Origin of the sequence: Methylobacterium sp. GC_Met_2, assembly GCF_026540795.1 — a bacterium.
In the GTDB taxonomy this organism is placed as follows: domain Bacteria; phylum Pseudomonadota; class Alphaproteobacteria; order Rhizobiales; family Beijerinckiaceae; genus Methylobacterium.
The window spans coordinates 44,112-58,760 of the sequence record NZ_JALNUM010000027.1 but is presented as its reverse complement, the minus strand read 5'-3'; the positions used below and the strand labels follow the sequence as shown (position 1 = coordinate 58,760).

Here is a 14,649-nt window from a genome sequence, read left to right as displayed (position 1 = left end):
CTGGTCCGCCCAACCTGGCAACCGGACGGTGATCCCGAATGCGATGTGTGAATCCGCTAGCCCTCAGAGGGGGAGAGGGAGATGTCCCGCCTCATAAGGTTTCCGTTTGAAAGCTTCAGTTGATGCGTCTCTGCCATCATCACGAGCGAAGTGAAGTGACCCAGGGCAGCGCGACGTCTGCGAGCGTGGCGCTGCTGGATTGCTTCGCTCCGCTCGCAAAGACGGCGGGGCCGAAGCCATCAACCGGAAACCGTATCAATCGTCCATCTTCAGCGCGGCAATGAACGCCTCCTGCGGGATCTCGACGCGCCCGAACTGGCGCATCTTCTTCTTGCCTTCCTTCTGCTTGTCCAACAGCTTGCGCTTACGCGAGATGTCGCCGCCGTAGCATTTGGCGGTCACGTCCTTGGACAGGGCCTTGATCGTCTCGCGGGCGATGATCTTGCCGCCGATCGCCGCCTGGACGGGGATCTGGAACAGGTGGCGGGGGATCAGGTCCTTCAGCTTCTCGCACATGGCCCGGCCGCGCGATTCGGCGCGGGTGCGGTGGACCAGCATCGAAAGGGCATCCACCGGCTCGGCATTGACCAGGATCGACATCTTCACGAGGTCACCCTCGCGGTAATCCGAGACGTGGTAGTCGAACGAGGCGTAGCCCTTCGAGATCGACTTCAATCGGTCGTAGAAATCGAACACCACCTCGTTCAGCGGCAGATCATAGACCACCATGGCGCGCTTGCCGACGTAGTTGAGGTCCATCTGGACGCCGCGGCGGTCCTGGCAGAGCTTCAGCACGCCGCCGAGATACTCGTCCGGCGTCAGGATCGTGGCGCGGATCCAGGGCTCCTGGATCGTCTCGATCTTCATGATGTCCGGCATGTCGGCCGGATTATGCAATTCCTTGGTATCGCCATCGCGCATCTGCAGTCGGTAGACCACCGAGGGCGCCGTGGAGATCAGGTCGAGGTTGAACTCGCGCTCCAGCCGCTCCTGGATGATTTCCAGGTGCAGCAGCCCGAGGAAGCCGCAGCGGAAGCCGAAGCCGAGCGCGGCCGAGCTTTCCATCTCGTACGAGAACGAGGCGTCGTTGAGCCGTAGACGGCCCATGGCCGAGCGCAGGTTCTCGAACTCGGCCGCATCCACCGGGAACAGGCCGCAGAACACCACCGCCTGGACTTCCTTGAAGCCCGGCAGCATCTCGGTGGTCTGGCGCTTGTCCTCGGTGATGGTATCGCCGACGCGGGTGTCAGCGACCTCCTTGATCGAGCCGGTGAAGAAGCCGACCTCGCCCGGGCCCAGCGCGTCGATATCGGCCATCTTGGGCCGGAACACGCCGATCCGGTCGACGCCGTAGACGGCGTCGGCCCCCATCATGCGGATGGTCATGCCCTTCTTGAGCGTGCCGTCGATGATCCGCACCAGAACGACGACGCCGAGATAGGCGTCGTACCAGCTGTCCACGAGCAGCGCCTTGAGCGGCGCGTCCCGGTTGCCCTTCGGCGCCGGCAGGCGGGTGACGATCGCCTCCAGCACCGCCTCGATGTTGAGGCCGGTCTTGGCCGAGATCGGCACGGCGTTCGAGGCATCGAGGCCGATCACCTCCTCGATCTGCTCCTTGACCCGCTCGGGCTCGGCGGCCGGCAGATCGACCTTGTTGAGGACGGGCACGATCTCGTGATTGGCGTCGAGCGCCTGATAGACGTTGGCCAGCGTCTGCGCCTCGACGCCCTGGGACGCATCCACCACCAGCAGCGAGCCCTCGCAGGCGGCGAGTGAACGCGACACCTCGTAGGCAAAGTCGACGTGGCCGGGCGTGTCCATGAGGTTCAGGACGTAAGTCTGGCCGTCCTGCGCCTTGTATTCCAGGCGTACGGTCTGCGCCTTGATGGTGATGCCGCGCTCTTTCTCGATATCCATCGAGTCGAGCATCTGCTCGCTCATGTCGCGCAGCGCGACGGTGCCGGTGGCCTGGATCAGCCGGTCCGCCAATGTCGATTTGCCGTGATCGATATGCGCGACGATCGAGAAGTTGCGAATGAATTCGATCGGGGCTGTCATCGGCATTCCGTTCGGGCGCGCTAAGACGCACACCGTCTGATGTCGGGGCGTGTTCGGAAGGAGCGGCTCCCGCGCGAGATAGCAGCGCTACAGGAAGGCGCCAAGCGCAGCCGCATCCGGCGTGCCATCCTGTCGCCGGACAAGCGGAAGGGCAGGGGCCGACGCAATCCGGCCCCCGCCCAAGCTGTCGAAGAATTACCCGTGCCGCCGCGAATGCCTCAGCGGCCGCGGTCGCGGATCAGGCGCTCGATCTCGGCCTCGCCGTGGGAGCGCGCCTTGGCCTCGGTCGGATGCTTCCGGTCGGAGCGCTGGTGCAGCTTGCCGTGCTTGCGGATGCTCCACTGGTACATGGAGCCGCTCTCGCCGACAGGTTCCACGTCGAGGCTGAAGGGGTAGGTATCTGTCTGGGTCTCGCTCATGGCCCCGATATGGGGCATTCAGCGACGTTTCGCCATGCCCTCGCGTGAAGTCCGCGCGCCCTCAGGCCTCCGAAACAGTCGTGCGCGCCCGCGCGGCCATGGCGACGAGGCTCTTGCGCAGCGCCCCCATGTCGCCGATGCGCTCGGGATAGACCACCCGGGCGGTGCGGTCGCCCGCCATCAGGTCCATTCCCTCGGGATCGAGGCCAGTCAGCCGCCAGGTCAGCCCATCCTCGGCGCCGCTGCCGGCAGCGTAGAGGGCGAGCGCGTCCGCATGGTCGGCGTTCATGTGCTCGACCGCCCCGCGCTCGCCCGCCACCACGGCCTCGGCTCCGGAGAGGTCGAGGAGCAACTGATCGCGGGTCAGCGTCGCGGCCTTGGCGAAGCCGCCGTTGAGGTGGCCGGCCTCCGGATCGAGGGCGAAGAAGCCGAAATCGGGAAAGTCGGCATAGAGCTTCGCCTTGGGGTGGCGGGCAAGGAACCGCTCCCGGGCCCGTATCTCGCCGGTCTGCTGGGCGCGTCCGACCATGGTGAGCCGGGGATGCGCGAGGGGATCGCCCTTGCCGGTCTGCGCAAACAACAGCGAGCAGCGCGGATTCGTGAGCAGGTTGCGGGTATGGGCCGAGAGCCGCGACAGCAGCATCAGCGGCATGCCGTCGACATCGGTGGCGATGGTCACGAGGGAGGCGAAGGGCGTGCCGTCCGGATCCAAGGTCGCCAGAGCCCCGGAGCGGATGCCGCGCAGGAGGCTCCGGGCGAGCCCGATCGCGTCGAAGGGCGCCTCGTCGGCCGGCAGTGGCCGGGCCGGTCCCCGCGGTCCGGGTGCATTTCCACCGGTCTGGCCCATGCCGTTCCTCCCCCACGCGAATTGCCGCCGCACACGCCCGATACGTTAGCGGGGCGGGGGCCGCCGCGCGAGGCGTTCGGCCCGCGTCAGATCGGCCGTTACGGCCAAGCTACGACCGCCGCTCGCTTTTTCCGATCGGGCGTACTAAAGCACCTGTCCCTTCGCGTGCGCCGGGCTACGCTGAAATCGCCCGGTTCGCGCTCTTGTCTGCCCCTCGGGGGCCGGGACACGGCGCGGCCTGCGCGTAAAGCCAGGACCGCGCCCGAACCCGTTCAGTCAGGGATCGCGCATGCCGACCATCGCCCTCGTCGACGACGACCGGAACATTCTCACCTCGGTCTCGATCGCGCTTGAGACCGAAGGCTACCGCATCCAGACCTATACGGACGGTGCCTCCGCGCTCGACGGCCTGCGCCATTCCCCACCGGATCTGGCGATCTTCGACATCAAGATGCCGCGCATGGACGGGATGGAGCTTCTCCGACGCCTGCGGCAGAAATCAGACCTTCCCGTGATCTTCCTGACGTCGAAGGACGAGGAGATCGACGAGCTGTTCGGCCTCAAGATGGGCGCGGACGACTTTATCCATAAGCCGTTCTCGCAGCGCCTGCTGGTGGAGCGCGTGAAGGCGGTGCTCCGCCGCTTCGCCAAAGAAGCCCCCGGCGCAACGCCGCGCGGGGCCGAGGAGGTTGCGGCCCGCTCGCTCGAGCGCGGCCTGCTGATGATGGATCCCGAGCGCCACACCTGCACGTGGAAGGGCGAGGCGGTGACCCTGACGGTCACGGAGTTCCTGATTCTCCAGGCCCTCGCGCAGCGCCCCGGCGTCGTGAAGAGCCGGAACGCCCTCATGGACGCGGCTTACGACGATCAGGTCTATGTCGATGACCGGACCATCGACAGTCACATCAAGCGCCTGCGCAAGAAGTTCAAGGTGACCGATCAGAGCTTCGACATGATCGAGACGCTCTACGGCGTCGGCTACCGGTTCAAGGAGGCGTGATCTTCAGGATCCGTCGCGTGTCCGCTCGTACACAAACCGAGACCGAGGAGGGCGAACCCCGCACCTCCCTGGCAAAAGCCCTCTCCCGCCCACTGACCTGGCCCCGTGCCCTCTGGGACGCGATCGGCCAGCGCGCCTCATCGAGCCTGACGCGCCGCATCGTCGTGCTCAACCTCGTCGGGCTGATCGCGCTGCTGGTCGGGTTCCTGTACCTCAACCAGTTCCGCCAGGGCCTGATCCAGGCGCGGATCCAGAGCCTCGCCATCCAGGGCGAGATCATCGCGGGCGCCATCGCGGCCTCCGCGTCGGTGGATACCGACACGATCCGAATCGACCCCGACAAGCTGCTCCAGCAGCAGGCCGGCGAGGTCGCCGAGGAGGAATCGCAACCGCTGGCCTTCTCGCTTAATCCCGAGAAGGTGGCGCCGCTTCTCTCGCGCCTCGTCACGCCGACCGGCAATCGGGCGCGGGTCTACGATCAGGAGGGTGGCCTCCTGTTCGACACCCGGACCCTGTTCAAGCGCGGTGATGCCGGCCGGACGGACTCGCTCGAGCCCCGGCTGCACAAGCCTGGAATGCTCGAATCAGCTTTCCAGACGGTCCAGACCAAGCTGAGCGGCCTGTTCCGCAGCCGGGCCGAGCCTACGGAGGAGACGGGCCCGCAAAACGGGCATTCGCTCCGGGAGGTCCAGGCGGCGTTGGGCGGAAATCGCGGCAGCTTGGTGCGCCGCAACAAGGAGGGCGAGACCACGGTGTCGGTGGCCGTACCGATCCACCGGGCCGGATCGGTCCGCGGCGCGCTGCTGATCTCGACGCAGGGCGACGCCATCGACCGGGTGATCGCCTCGGAGCGCTTCGGCCTGCTGCAGGTGTTCCTGGTCGCCTCGGCCGTGATGGTGGTGCTGTCGTTCCTGTTGGCCGGGGCCATCGCGGGCCCGGTGCGCCGCCTCGCCGAGGCGGCCGAGAAGGTGCGGATGGGCATCAAGACCCGCGAGGAGATTCCGGACTTCACCGAGCGGACCGACGAGATCGGCCATCTCTCCGGGGCGCTCCGCGACATGACTCAGGCGCTCTACCGACGGATCGACGCCATCGAGAGTTTTGCCGCGGATGTCAGCCACGAATTGAAGAACCCGCTGACCTCGCTGCGCAGCGCCGTCGAGACCCTGCCGCTCGCCCGGAACGACGATTCGCGTGGGCGCCTGATGGCGATCATCCAGCACGACGTGAAGCGCCTCGATCGCCTGATTAGCGACATCGCCGACGCCTCGCGCCTCGATGCCGAACTCGCCCGGGCGGAGGCCCGGCGCGTGGATCTCCGGCGCCTGCTCAGCACCGTCGTGTCGGTGGCCAACGAGCGCCGGCGGCCGAAGGATTGCCTGATCCAGCTCGACGTTGAGGCGACCGCGTTCGACAACGAGGCGCCGTTCACGATCATCGGCCACGACAGCCGGCTCGGCCAAGTCGTCAACAACCTGCTCGACAATGCCCGCTCGTTCTCGCCCAGCGACGCGAAGGTCCGCGTCGTGCTGCGCCGGGTTCGGAGTGAGATCGAGCTGGTCTGCGAGGATGAGGGGCCGGGCATCCCCGAGCATGCCCTGGAGCGCATCTTCGAGCGCTTCTACACCGACCGCCCCGAACAGGGGTTCGGCCAGAATTCCGGGCTCGGCCTGTCGATCTCGCGCCAGATCGTGCAGGCCCATCGCGGCACGATCCGCGCCGAGAACCGCCCCGGCGCGCCCGACGAGGACGGTGAACCCACCGTGCGCGGCGCCCGCTTCATCGTCCGTCTGCCGGCCGCACCCCGCCAGCTCCACGCGTGACGACGACGCTCCACGGCGCCTGCTGCGCGCTCGGCGGCGCCGGTATTCTGATCCGGGGCGCGGCCGGCGCCGGGAAATCGAGCCTGGCCCTGCTGCTTGCAGCGGCCGAAGACGGTGCCTTCGTAGCCGATGATCGGGTCGTCTGCGTAATCGTCCGCGGCCGTGTCATCGCCCGCCCGCATCCGGCGCTCTCCGGTCGCGTCGAGGTGCGGGGACAGGGGATCCTTTCGGTGGCCGACCTCGGCGTCTCGGCCAATCCCGAGACGGTACTCGATCTCATCGTCGATCTCGTCGCCTCTGTGCCGCGCCTGCCGGAGCCGGCCGGTTCCGAGGGCCTTCTGGGCATTCCGCTCCCCCGCCTCGTCCTCGATCGTGGTGTCCGCGCCGCCGGCTTGGCGCCGCTCCTCATTCGTGCGGCGCTGCGAAAGCGATGCCCGTGACTTCGCAGCCGCACACGTCGCCCGAGTCGCGCAGCGGTGGTGCTGCCCCATGGCGCACGCGCAGCAGCCGTGCCATGATCGCAGGGTTGTCCGGGCAAAAAAGTCGCGTTCGCCTTGTGGGGGGATGTGCGATGCACAACATGGCGGCACACACAGGACGTTGGAACACGTGTCGATGATTGGCATGGTGCTCGTCACTCACGGGCTGCTGGCGACCGAATTCAAGGCCGCTCTGGAGCACGTGGTCGGCCCCCAGGATCAGATCGAAACGATCACGATCGGGCCGGAGGACGATATGGAATTGCGGCGGCGGGACATCATGTCCGCGGTCTGCCGCGTGAATACCGGCGAGGGGGTCGTGGTGCTCACCGACATGTTCGGCGGGACTCCCTCCAACCTTGCGCTGTCCTGCATGAATGGCGGGTCGGTCGAGGTGGTGGCGGGCATCAACCTGCCGATGCTGATCAAGCTCGCCAGCGTCCGCGACGAGGAGAATCTCGGCGATGCTGTGCTCCACGCCCAGGAGGCGGGGCGCAAATACATCAACGTCGCCTCCCGCGTGCTCGCCGGGAAATAGGCTTTCAGGCTTCCAGAAGCGCCAGTTCGCGTGGCGGACGCCGCGAGCCCGCGGTGATTCCGATCGAAGCGGCGATGACGAGGCCGATCGCGAGGCACTGCACGAGCGTGATTCGCTCGCCCAGCAGCATCAGCCCGGCGCAGGCCGCGACCGCCGGCTCCAGGCTCATCAACACGCCGAAACTCTTCCGGTCGAGGCGGCGCAGGGCGACCATCTCAAGGGAATAGGGCAGGGCGCTCGACATCAGCGCCAAGACGAGGCCGGCCAGCAGCACGCCCGGCGCCAGCAATGCGGATCCAGCTTCAACCACGCCGAAGGGCGCGACCACGAGGGCGGCCGTCAGCATGCCCAGCGAGACCGCCTGACCGCCATCGATTCGGCCCGCGCGCTGCCCGAACAGGATGTAGAGCGCCCAGGCCGCGGCAGCGCCGAGATCGAGGACGACGCCAATCGGATCGAGGCCGTCCGTCGTGGCGATCGGCAGAAGCAGCATCAGCCCGAGGACGGCAAGGCCGATCCACAGGAAATCCGACCTGCGGCGCGAGGCAATCAGCGCGACCGAAAGCGGTCCGGCAAACTCGATCGCCACCGCCGGTCCGAGCGGTAGACGGGCCAGAGCCAGGTAGAACAGCAGGTTCATCGCCCCCAGCGCCGCGCCGTACTGGGCGATCCATCCGGCCTCACGGAGCGGCAGGATGCGACGCCACGGTCGCCAGATCGCGACGAGAATCAGCGCCGAGAAGCCGACCCGCAGGGACGACGTACCGGCCGCGCCGAGCACCGGGAACAGGCTCTTGGCGAAGGTGGCGCCGCATTGGAGCGAGACCATGCCGGTCACGAGGGCGGCGATTGAGAGGATGACGGGGGACGGGCGCGCCCGTCCGACCACGCTCACAAGATGAACCGGCTCAGATCCGCATTGGCTGCCAGATCCGCAACGCGGGACCGTACATAGGCGGCGTCGATCGGCACGGTCTCGCCCGACCTGTCAGTGGCCGTGAAGGAGATCTCGTCGATCACCCGTTCCAGCACCGTCTGGAGCCGCCGGGCGCCGATATTCTCCACCGAGGAATTCACCTCCACGGCGACCTTGGCCAGAGCGTCCACGGCATCGTCCGTGAAGGTCAGGGTCACACCCTCGGTCTCCATCAGCGCCACGGTCTGCTTCAGCAAGCTCGCCTCCGTGGAGGTCAGGATCTGGCGGAAGTCGTCCACCGTCAGCGGTTGCAGCTCGACCCGGATCGGGAGACGGCCCTGCAATTCCGGCAGGAGATCGGCCGGCTTCGAGACATGGAAGGCCCCAGAGGCGATGAACAGGATGTGGTCGGTCTTCACCGGCCCGTGCTTGGTCGCCACCGTGGTGCCCTCGATCAGCGGCAGCAGGTCACGCTGCACCCCCTCGCGGGAGACGTCGCCGGAGGAGCGGCCTTCGCGGGCGCAGATCTTGTCGATCTCGTCCAGGAAGACGATGCCGTTGTTCTCGACCTCGCGGATCGCTTCGCGGACCAGCGCCTCATCGTCGACCAGCTTGTCGGATTCCTCGGCGATCAGCGGCGCGAAGGCGTCACGCACGAGGATCCGCCGCGGCTTGCCGCGCTGGCCGCCGAGCGCCTTGCCCAGCATGTCGCCGATGTTGATCGCCCCCATCGACGCGCCGGGCATGCCGGGAATCTCGAACATCGGCATGCCCGCAGGCGGGCCCGAGGCCAGTTCCAGCTCCACTTCCTTGTCGTCGAGCTCACTGTCGCGCAGCTTGCGGCGGAAGCTGTCACGGGTGGCCGCACTGGCCGTGGGACCGACCAGGGCATCGAGGATCCGGTTCTCGGCAGCCGCCTCGGCCTTGGCCCGCACGCCGTCGCGCTTGGTCTGCCGGGTCAGGCCGATCGCCACCTCCACGAGGTCGCGTACGATCTGTTCGACATCGCGGCCGACATAGCCGACCTCGGTGAACTTCGTGGCTTCGATCTTCAGGAAGGGCGCGTTGGCAAGGCGGGCGAGGCGCCGGGCGATCTCGGTCTTGCCGCAGCCCGTGGGCCCGATCATCAGGATGTTCTTGGGCGCGACCTCCTCGCGGAGCGGCCCGGTGAGCTGCTGGCGGCGCCAGCGGTTGCGCAGCGCAATGGCCACGGCGCGTTTGGCGTCATGCTGCCCGACGATGAAGCGATCGAGTTCGGACACGATCTCGCGCGGAGAGAACGTCGTCACCGCTGTGCCATCCCTGTTGCCGGCCGCATCCCGCGGCCCACGGTCGGGAATGGGGTCCCGCGCGCCCCCGCGCAAGGGGCTGCGCGGGGTCGTAGTGCCGCCTTAGTGCGTCCCGAGCGAGGGCGCCGCATCGGCCTTGTCGTGCGTTCCGAATCGCTCGACCAGCGTCGCACTGGCTGCGTTCAGCCCCACGACCTCGACCACGCGCCCTCGCGCACGGGCCTTGAGCACCACGCGGTCGAGGGTAGCCACGGCCGAGATGTCCCAGAAATGCGCGCCCGTCACGTCGATGACGAGGCGCTCGACCGGTTCGAGCACATCGATCGCCTCCGCGAAGGTGCCGGCGGAGGCGAAGAAGATCTGCCCGGTGACCCGGTAGGTTCGGGTTTTCCCGTCGGGCGACAACGCGGACGTAACCTGGCTGAGGCGCGAAACCTTCCCGGCGAAGAACACCCCCGACAGGAGCACACCGACCAGGACGCCGATGGCGAGATCCTTGGTGGCAACCACGACGAGGACCGTCGCCAGCATCACCGCCGACGAGGGCAGGGGGTTGGTGCGCAACTGCGCCAGCGAGCGCCACGAGAAGGTGTTGAGCGAGACCATGATCATCACGGCGGTGAGCGCCGCCACCGGCACGACGGCGAGCAGATCCTGAAGCGCCACCAACAGCAGGAGCAGGAAGGCCCCGGCCACGAGAGTCGATAGCCGGCCCCGCGCCCCGGAGGAGACGTTGATCACCGACTGGCCGATCATCGCGCAGCCACCCATGCCGCCGAACACGGCCGACGCCATGTTGGCGACGCCCTGACCCATGCATTCGCGATTCTTGTCGCTGCCGGTGTCGGTCATGTCGTCGACGATCTGCGCGGTCAGCAGACTCTCCAGAAGGCCGACGGCGGCAAGCGTCGCCGCGTAGGGCAGGATGATGCGCAACGTCTCCCAGTTCAGGGGCACGTCCGGCAGCGCGAAGCTCGGCAGCGACGACGGTAGGGCGCCGAGGTGCGCGACGGTGCGCACGTCGAGGTGGAACACAGCCGTGACGACGGTCAGAACGGCGATCGCCACCAGGGGGGACGGAACGGCCCGGGTGATCCGCGGGACGCCGTAGATGATCGCGAGTCCCAGTGCGATCAGCCCGTAGGTCGCCGGGGTCACGCCGGTGAGTTCGGGCAGCTGCGCTAAAAAGATCAGGATCGCCAAGGCGTTGACGAAGCCGGTCATCACCGATTGCGAGACGAACCGCATCAGCCGGCCGAGCTTCAGCACGCCGGCCAGGATCTGGATGAGCCCCATCAGGATGGTCGCGGCGAAGAGGTACTGAACCCCGTGCTCGCGCACGAGCTCGACCATGACGACGGCGGTGGCGGCAGTGGCGGCCGAGATCATCGCAGGGCGTCCGCCCGCGAACGCGATCGTGCAGGCGATGACCACCGAAGCGTAGAGGCCGACCTTGGGATCGACCCCGGCGATTACCGAGAAGCCAATCGCTTCCGGGATGAGGGCGAGGGCGACGACGATGCCCGAAAGGGTGTCGCCGCGAAGATTGGAGAACCACCGGCCGCGAAGGCCAGTGGGTCCGGACAAGCTGGATTGCATGGGATGTTCCGCACGAGGCGCACGTCCGCGCCTTGGAGCGGACAAACTGGCGACTCGGATGCGTGGTCCGGCGGATCGGCGGCCGGAAGAGCCACCCGGGCTTTCACCGGGTCCTTGCGAATGCCGTATCCCTACGGCGCTTCGCGCTGCAACGCAACGTCGCCCCGTGCAGGACCGCCCCGAAGCAGCGTTGGCGTGCCAACGCTGCTTGGGTTCTTGGCCGGTTGCAGGTTTTTATCGCAAAACCGGTGGCCGCTTTCGCGAACCCTGCTTAGGCGGCCCGGACCTGCGTGACGAAGCCCGCCACCTCTCCGCCGAGCCCGTTCGACCGCCGGGCGATGTCGGCGGCAGCCTCGAGCACCTGTGCCGCGCTGATGCCGGTCTCGTTTGCCGCGCCGAGCACCAGGGCCATCGTGTCGGTGACCGAGCGGGTGCCGCTCGCCGCTTCGGCGATGCTGCGCGCGATCTCCTGCGTGGCGACCTGCTGCTCCTCGACCGCGGCGGCCACGCCGAGGGCGATGCCGTGGACCTGCTCGATCGTGCCGCCGATCTCCTCGATCGCCGCCACCGCCTCGTGCGTCGCGGTGCGCATGGCGGCGATCTGGCCGGCGATCTCCTCGGTCGCCTTGGCGGTCTGCGTCGCCAGATCCTTCACCTCGGTCGCCACCACCGCGAAGCCCCGCCCGGCCTCTCCGGCGCGCGCTGCTTCGATCGTGGCATTGAGCGCGAGCAGATTGGTCTGCCCGGCGATGGTCGAGATCAGCGACACGACCCGCCCGATCCCATCGGCGCTTCGGGCCAGGGCCTGGACGCTGGCCCGTGTGCGCCGGGTCGCCTCGACCGCGCTCTCGGCGGCGCTCGAGGTCTGGGAAACCTGAACGCCGATCTCGCTCGCCGTGGCCGCGAGTTCCTCCGTCGCGGCTGCCACCGCCTCGACGTTGTGCGACGTGGTCTCGGCGGCGCGCGTCACGGCCTGCGACTGGCTGCCTGTCCGCTCGGCATTGCCGGCCATCGTGGCGGCGGCCCGCTCCATCCCGGCGGCCGCACCGGCGAGGTGTTGGACGAGGCCACCGATATTGCCCTGGAATTGATCGGCGAGGGCGGTCATCTCGCTACGCTTGCGCGTCGTCGAATCCGCGTCCGAGCGCTGGTGATCCTGGCGCTGCGCCTCCGCCTTCTGCAGCATCTCGCTGAGGATCCGCGTGCTCGTCCAGATCGCGCCGATCTCGTCGCGGCGAACCGTTACGGCCGGCAGCGCGTGATCCCCCCGCGACAGGCGCTCGATCGCGTCCGAGACCGCGCGTAGCGGCCGGGCGATCTGCCGCTGTCCGACGAGCAGACCCAGGGCGCCGCAGATCAACGTGCCGAGGAGCGCGAGGCCCAGAAGGAGGATCGTCCGCGCCTGGAACAGCGCCTGGGTATCGCCCCGGATCGCCGCCATCTCGACCCGTCCCTGGCTGACCAGGGCGTCGATGCTGGCCTGGAAGGCTTTGCGATTGGCGCGGTTGGAGTCGTTGAAGCCGAGCTCGGCGGCGGCGCGCGGGCCGGCCGTCTCTCCGGCGTCCGCCAGGGCGCTTCGGAGGGTGCGGTAGGCTTCGAAGTTGCGGGTCATGGCCTCGAAGAGCGGACGCTCGGACTCGGCCAGTTGCGGAGCCCACTCGGTCCGGAGGGCATCCATCTCGCTCAGGCCCTTCCGGATGCCGGCGGCATATTTCGCCGCCTCGGCCCGGTCGGCGGAGGCGTAGACGCCCCGGGAGTCCATCGTGACCTCCGCGGCGAGCCGGTTGAAGTTCGCCGCGTTGAGCGCACGGATTGAGGCATTCTCGACGTTCGATAGGGACGTCTCAAAGCTTCGCAGCGTCACCACGCCGACGCCCGCGACCACCAGCGTCGTCAGGCTGCACGCGCCCACGAAGCCCAGAAGTTTCCCGCCGATATTCATAGTGCTCCAACCCTAGAGGCTCGGTTGGATGCAAAATATCGTTGATAGTTCAAGAGGCCGTTAACCGCCCGTGGGCGGATGGATCTGTATTCGCACGACCGTGCTGCGCACCCGCAACGATGGATCTCACCTGGCTAGAAGTCAGGCGCCATCGAGCGCCTCCATGACCAGATTGCCGTTGGTATAGACGCAGATCTCGGCGGCGATCGCCATGGCGCGGCGCACGATCGCCTCCGCGTCGAGATCGCCATCCTCCAGGGCCCGCGCTGCCGCCAGCGCGTAGTTGCCGCCCGAGCCGATGGCCATCACGCCGCTCTCGGGTTCCAGCACGTCGCCCGATCCCGACAGGAGCAGGCTGACGTCGCGGTCGGCGACCAGCATCATGGCTTCCAGCCGGCGCAGGTAGCGGTCCGTTCGCCAATCCTTCGTCAGCTCCACGCAGGCGCGGGTCAGCTGTCCGGGATATTGTTCGAGCTTGGCTTCGAGCCGCTCGAACAGGGTGAAGGCGTCGGCCGTGGCGCCCGCGAAGCCGCCGATCACGGCGCCCTTGGCAAGACGCCGGACCTTCCGGGCATTGCCCTTGACGATGGTCTGTCCGAGGCTGACCTGTCCATCGCCGCCCAGCACCACGCGGCCACCCTTTCGGACCATCAGGATGGTGGTGGCATGCATCTGGGGCACCGCGCCCCGGTCGTCGTACCTGAATGTGTCCTGGCTCAACGGTCGGCTCCGATCTCGATCGCGTCGAGATGGGGAGATTGGCCGGCCACGTCCAGCCGGATCGTCACCGCAATCCTGGGATCTTGCCCGGTTCTCGCGGGGACCCGACGGCTTGCTCTACTCGGCCACCGCCTCAGGCGTCTGCACCGATCCCGCATCCGACAGGATCGACTGCGCCGCAGCTTCGGCCAGGAGGGCGTAGCCGCCATCGGCCATATGCAGGCCGTCGGAGGCGAAGAGCTGCTTCGTGGTCAGCTTCCCGTCTTGCACCCAGCCATGCATCAGGTCGGCGCGCCGGATGACCGGCACGTCCAGCTCGTCCCCGATGCTGCGAACGGCCTCAAGGAAGCGGGAGGCACCCGGCGTCGACTCGAGCTTCGGGCACCATTGCGGTTCCATCAGCACCACGTCGATGCCGGCCTCGCGGATCCGACGGATCGCCGCCACCGTGGCGGCGCGGAAATGAGCCACGGACACGCCGCGCAGCGGATCGTTGCTGCCCGTCTGCCAGATGACAAGCTGCGGCTCCGCCTTGATCACGTCGCGGTCCAGGCGCGCCAGCATGTCATCCACGTGCTCGCCGCCGATGCCGCGGTTGATCACCGCCACGTCGATGCCGTGCAGCTTCTTGCGCAGGTCGGTCTGCAGCCGGGCCGGATAGGCGTTCGCGGGGCTCGACGCGCCGATGCCCTCGGTCGACGACGAACCGAACGCCACGATCTTCAGCGGCGCACCGATGGCGATTTGGCGGGCGACATGCGGAAGATCCGGGCTTTCGCGCAGATCGATACCCAGGAGGTCGAGCGATTCGGGCAACAGATCCGCGTAGGCGAGTACCGCCGTCGGGATTACGAGCAGGCCGCACAGCAGGCCGAGCCGGCGCAGCATACCGCGGGTCGACCGGGGGGCGACCTGAGTGTTCGAGGACTGGTTTTTCGCGGACTTGAACACTGGACCGACAGCTCCGGCACTCGCGAGCAATGGTTACAGTCTCACACGGGGATTTGAAAAGGGCCGTT

General features: G+C 67.7%; 13 protein-coding genes and 1 other annotated feature. Of the genes, 4 read left to right on the top strand and 9 right to left on the bottom strand.

Annotation, left to right across the window (positions count from 1 at the left end; translation table 11 throughout):
- Positions 1-255: 255 nt before the first annotated feature.
- The 3 genes from lepA to OXS49_RS12255 all read right to left on the bottom strand — a co-directional run bounded on the left by lepA (position 256) and on the right by OXS49_RS12255 (position 3,324).
- Positions 256-2,058 (bottom strand): translation elongation factor 4, encoded by a 1,803-nt coding sequence (gene lepA / locus OXS49_RS12265; protein ID WP_267424437.1) that lies wholly within the window; start codon positions 2,056-2,058, stop codon positions 256-258.
- Between the two features lie 218 nt (positions 2,059-2,276).
- Positions 2,277-2,495, bottom strand: a complete 219-nt coding sequence (locus OXS49_RS12260) for a hypothetical protein (protein ID WP_244002693.1) — start codon at positions 2,493-2,495, stop codon at positions 2,277-2,279.
- A gap of 43 nt (positions 2,496-2,538) precedes the next feature.
- The gene (locus OXS49_RS12255; RefSeq protein ID WP_267424434.1) at positions 2,539-3,324 is read right to left on the bottom strand and encodes a DUF2470 domain-containing protein; all 786 of its coding nucleotides are present in this window, start codon (positions 3,322-3,324) and stop codon (positions 2,539-2,541) included.
- 289 nt (positions 3,325-3,613) lie between these two features.
- Between OXS49_RS12255 and OXS49_RS12250 the strand changes: the two genes are divergently transcribed.
- The 4 genes from OXS49_RS12250 to OXS49_RS12235 all read left to right on the top strand — a co-directional run bounded on the left by OXS49_RS12250 (position 3,614) and on the right by OXS49_RS12235 (position 7,164).
- A complete protein-coding gene (locus tag OXS49_RS12250; RefSeq protein ID WP_244002697.1) occupies positions 3,614-4,324 on the top strand; it encodes a response regulator transcription factor in 711 nt (236 codons plus the stop codon).
- Positions 4,325-4,341: 17 nt separating this feature from the next.
- Complete coding sequence (locus OXS49_RS12245) at positions 4,342-6,147, top strand: sensor histidine kinase (RefSeq protein WP_267424432.1); 1,806 nt, start codon at positions 4,342-4,344, stop codon at positions 6,145-6,147.
- Positions 6,144-6,587: an aldolase gene (locus OXS49_RS12240; RefSeq protein WP_267424430.1), complete on the top strand. Its 444-nt coding sequence runs from the start codon at positions 6,144-6,146 to the stop codon at positions 6,585-6,587. The genes OXS49_RS12245 and OXS49_RS12240 overlap by 4 nt, the downstream gene beginning before the upstream one ends.
- 175 nt (positions 6,588-6,762) lie before the next feature.
- Positions 6,763-7,164, top strand: coding sequence for a PTS sugar transporter subunit IIA (locus tag OXS49_RS12235; RefSeq protein ID WP_091714599.1), 402 nt, complete (start codon positions 6,763-6,765; stop codon positions 7,162-7,164).
- A 4-nt stretch (positions 7,165-7,168) separates the two neighbouring features.
- Here OXS49_RS12235 and OXS49_RS12230 read toward each other — a convergent pair whose 3' ends face one another.
- The 6 genes from OXS49_RS12230 to OXS49_RS12205 all read right to left on the bottom strand — a co-directional run bounded on the left by OXS49_RS12230 (position 7,169) and on the right by OXS49_RS12205 (position 14,518).
- Entirely contained in the window at positions 7,169-7,993 is an 825-nt protein-coding gene (locus tag OXS49_RS12230; protein WP_267424442.1) for a DMT family transporter, read from the bottom strand.
- A 62-nt stretch (positions 7,994-8,055) separates the two neighbouring features.
- Positions 8,056-9,369: an ATP-dependent protease ATPase subunit HslU gene (gene hslU / locus OXS49_RS12225; protein WP_267424428.1), complete on the bottom strand. Its 1,314-nt coding sequence runs from the start codon at positions 9,367-9,369 to the stop codon at positions 8,056-8,058.
- A 102-nt stretch (positions 9,370-9,471) separates the two neighbouring features.
- Positions 9,472-10,968: a SulP family inorganic anion transporter gene (locus OXS49_RS12220; RefSeq protein ID WP_267424427.1), complete on the bottom strand. Its 1,497-nt coding sequence runs from the start codon at positions 10,966-10,968 to the stop codon at positions 9,472-9,474.
- 61 nt (positions 10,969-11,029) lie between these two features.
- Positions 11,030-11,085, bottom strand: a sequence feature (sul1 is cis-regulatory element that is thought to sense ions involved in sulfur or methionine metabolism; They are found in Alphaproteobacteria).
- Positions 11,086-11,239: 154 nt separating this feature from the next.
- On the bottom strand, positions 11,240-12,910 hold the full coding sequence (locus OXS49_RS12215; RefSeq protein WP_267424425.1) for a methyl-accepting chemotaxis protein: 1,671 nt from the start codon (positions 12,908-12,910) through the stop codon (positions 11,240-11,242).
- Positions 12,911-13,051: 141 nt separating this feature from the next.
- Complete coding sequence (hslV, locus tag OXS49_RS12210; RefSeq protein ID WP_243922869.1) at positions 13,052-13,582, bottom strand: ATP-dependent protease subunit HslV; 531 nt, start codon at positions 13,580-13,582, stop codon at positions 13,052-13,054.
- Positions 13,583-13,747: 165 nt separating this feature from the next.
- Positions 13,748-14,518 carry a GDSL-type esterase/lipase family protein gene (locus OXS49_RS12205; RefSeq protein WP_244002709.1) on the bottom strand — a complete coding sequence of 257 codons (771 nt, stop codon included), beginning with the start codon at positions 14,516-14,518 and terminating at the stop codon, positions 13,748-13,750.
- Positions 14,519-14,649 lie beyond the last annotated feature (131 nt).

Bases quoted from the DNA above. Each gene is read 5' to 3' on its own strand.
- lepA (WP_267424437.1), bottom strand. From the start codon at position 2,058: ATGACAGCCCCGATCGAATTCATTCGCAACTTCTCGATCGTCGCGCAT.
- OXS49_RS12260 (WP_244002693.1), bottom strand. From the start codon at position 2,495: ATGCCCCATATCGGGGCCATGAGCGAGACCCAGACAGATACCTACCCC.
- OXS49_RS12255 (WP_267424434.1), bottom strand. From the start codon at position 3,324: ATGGGCCAGACCGGTGGAAATGCACCCGGACCGCGGGGACCGGCCCGG.
- OXS49_RS12250 (WP_244002697.1), top strand. From the start codon at position 3,614: ATGCCGACCATCGCCCTCGTCGACGACGACCGGAACATTCTCACCTCG.
- OXS49_RS12235 (WP_091714599.1), top strand. From the start codon at position 6,763: ATGATTGGCATGGTGCTCGTCACTCACGGGCTGCTGGCGACCGAATTC.
- OXS49_RS12230 (WP_267424442.1), bottom strand. From the start codon at position 7,993: ATGGTCTCGCTCCAATGCGGCGCCACCTTCGCCAAGAGCCTGTTCCCG.
- OXS49_RS12220 (WP_267424427.1), bottom strand. From the start codon at position 10,968: ATGCAATCCAGCTTGTCCGGACCCACTGGCCTTCGCGGCCGGTGGTTC.
- OXS49_RS12215 (WP_267424425.1), bottom strand. From the start codon at position 12,910: ATGAATATCGGCGGGAAACTTCTGGGCTTCGTGGGCGCGTGCAGCCTG.
- hslV (WP_243922869.1), bottom strand. From the start codon at position 13,582: ATGCATGCCACCACCATCCTGATGGTCCGAAAGGGTGGCCGCGTGGTG.
- OXS49_RS12205 (WP_244002709.1), bottom strand. From the start codon at position 14,518: ATGCTGCGCCGGCTCGGCCTGCTGTGCGGCCTGCTCGTAATCCCGACG.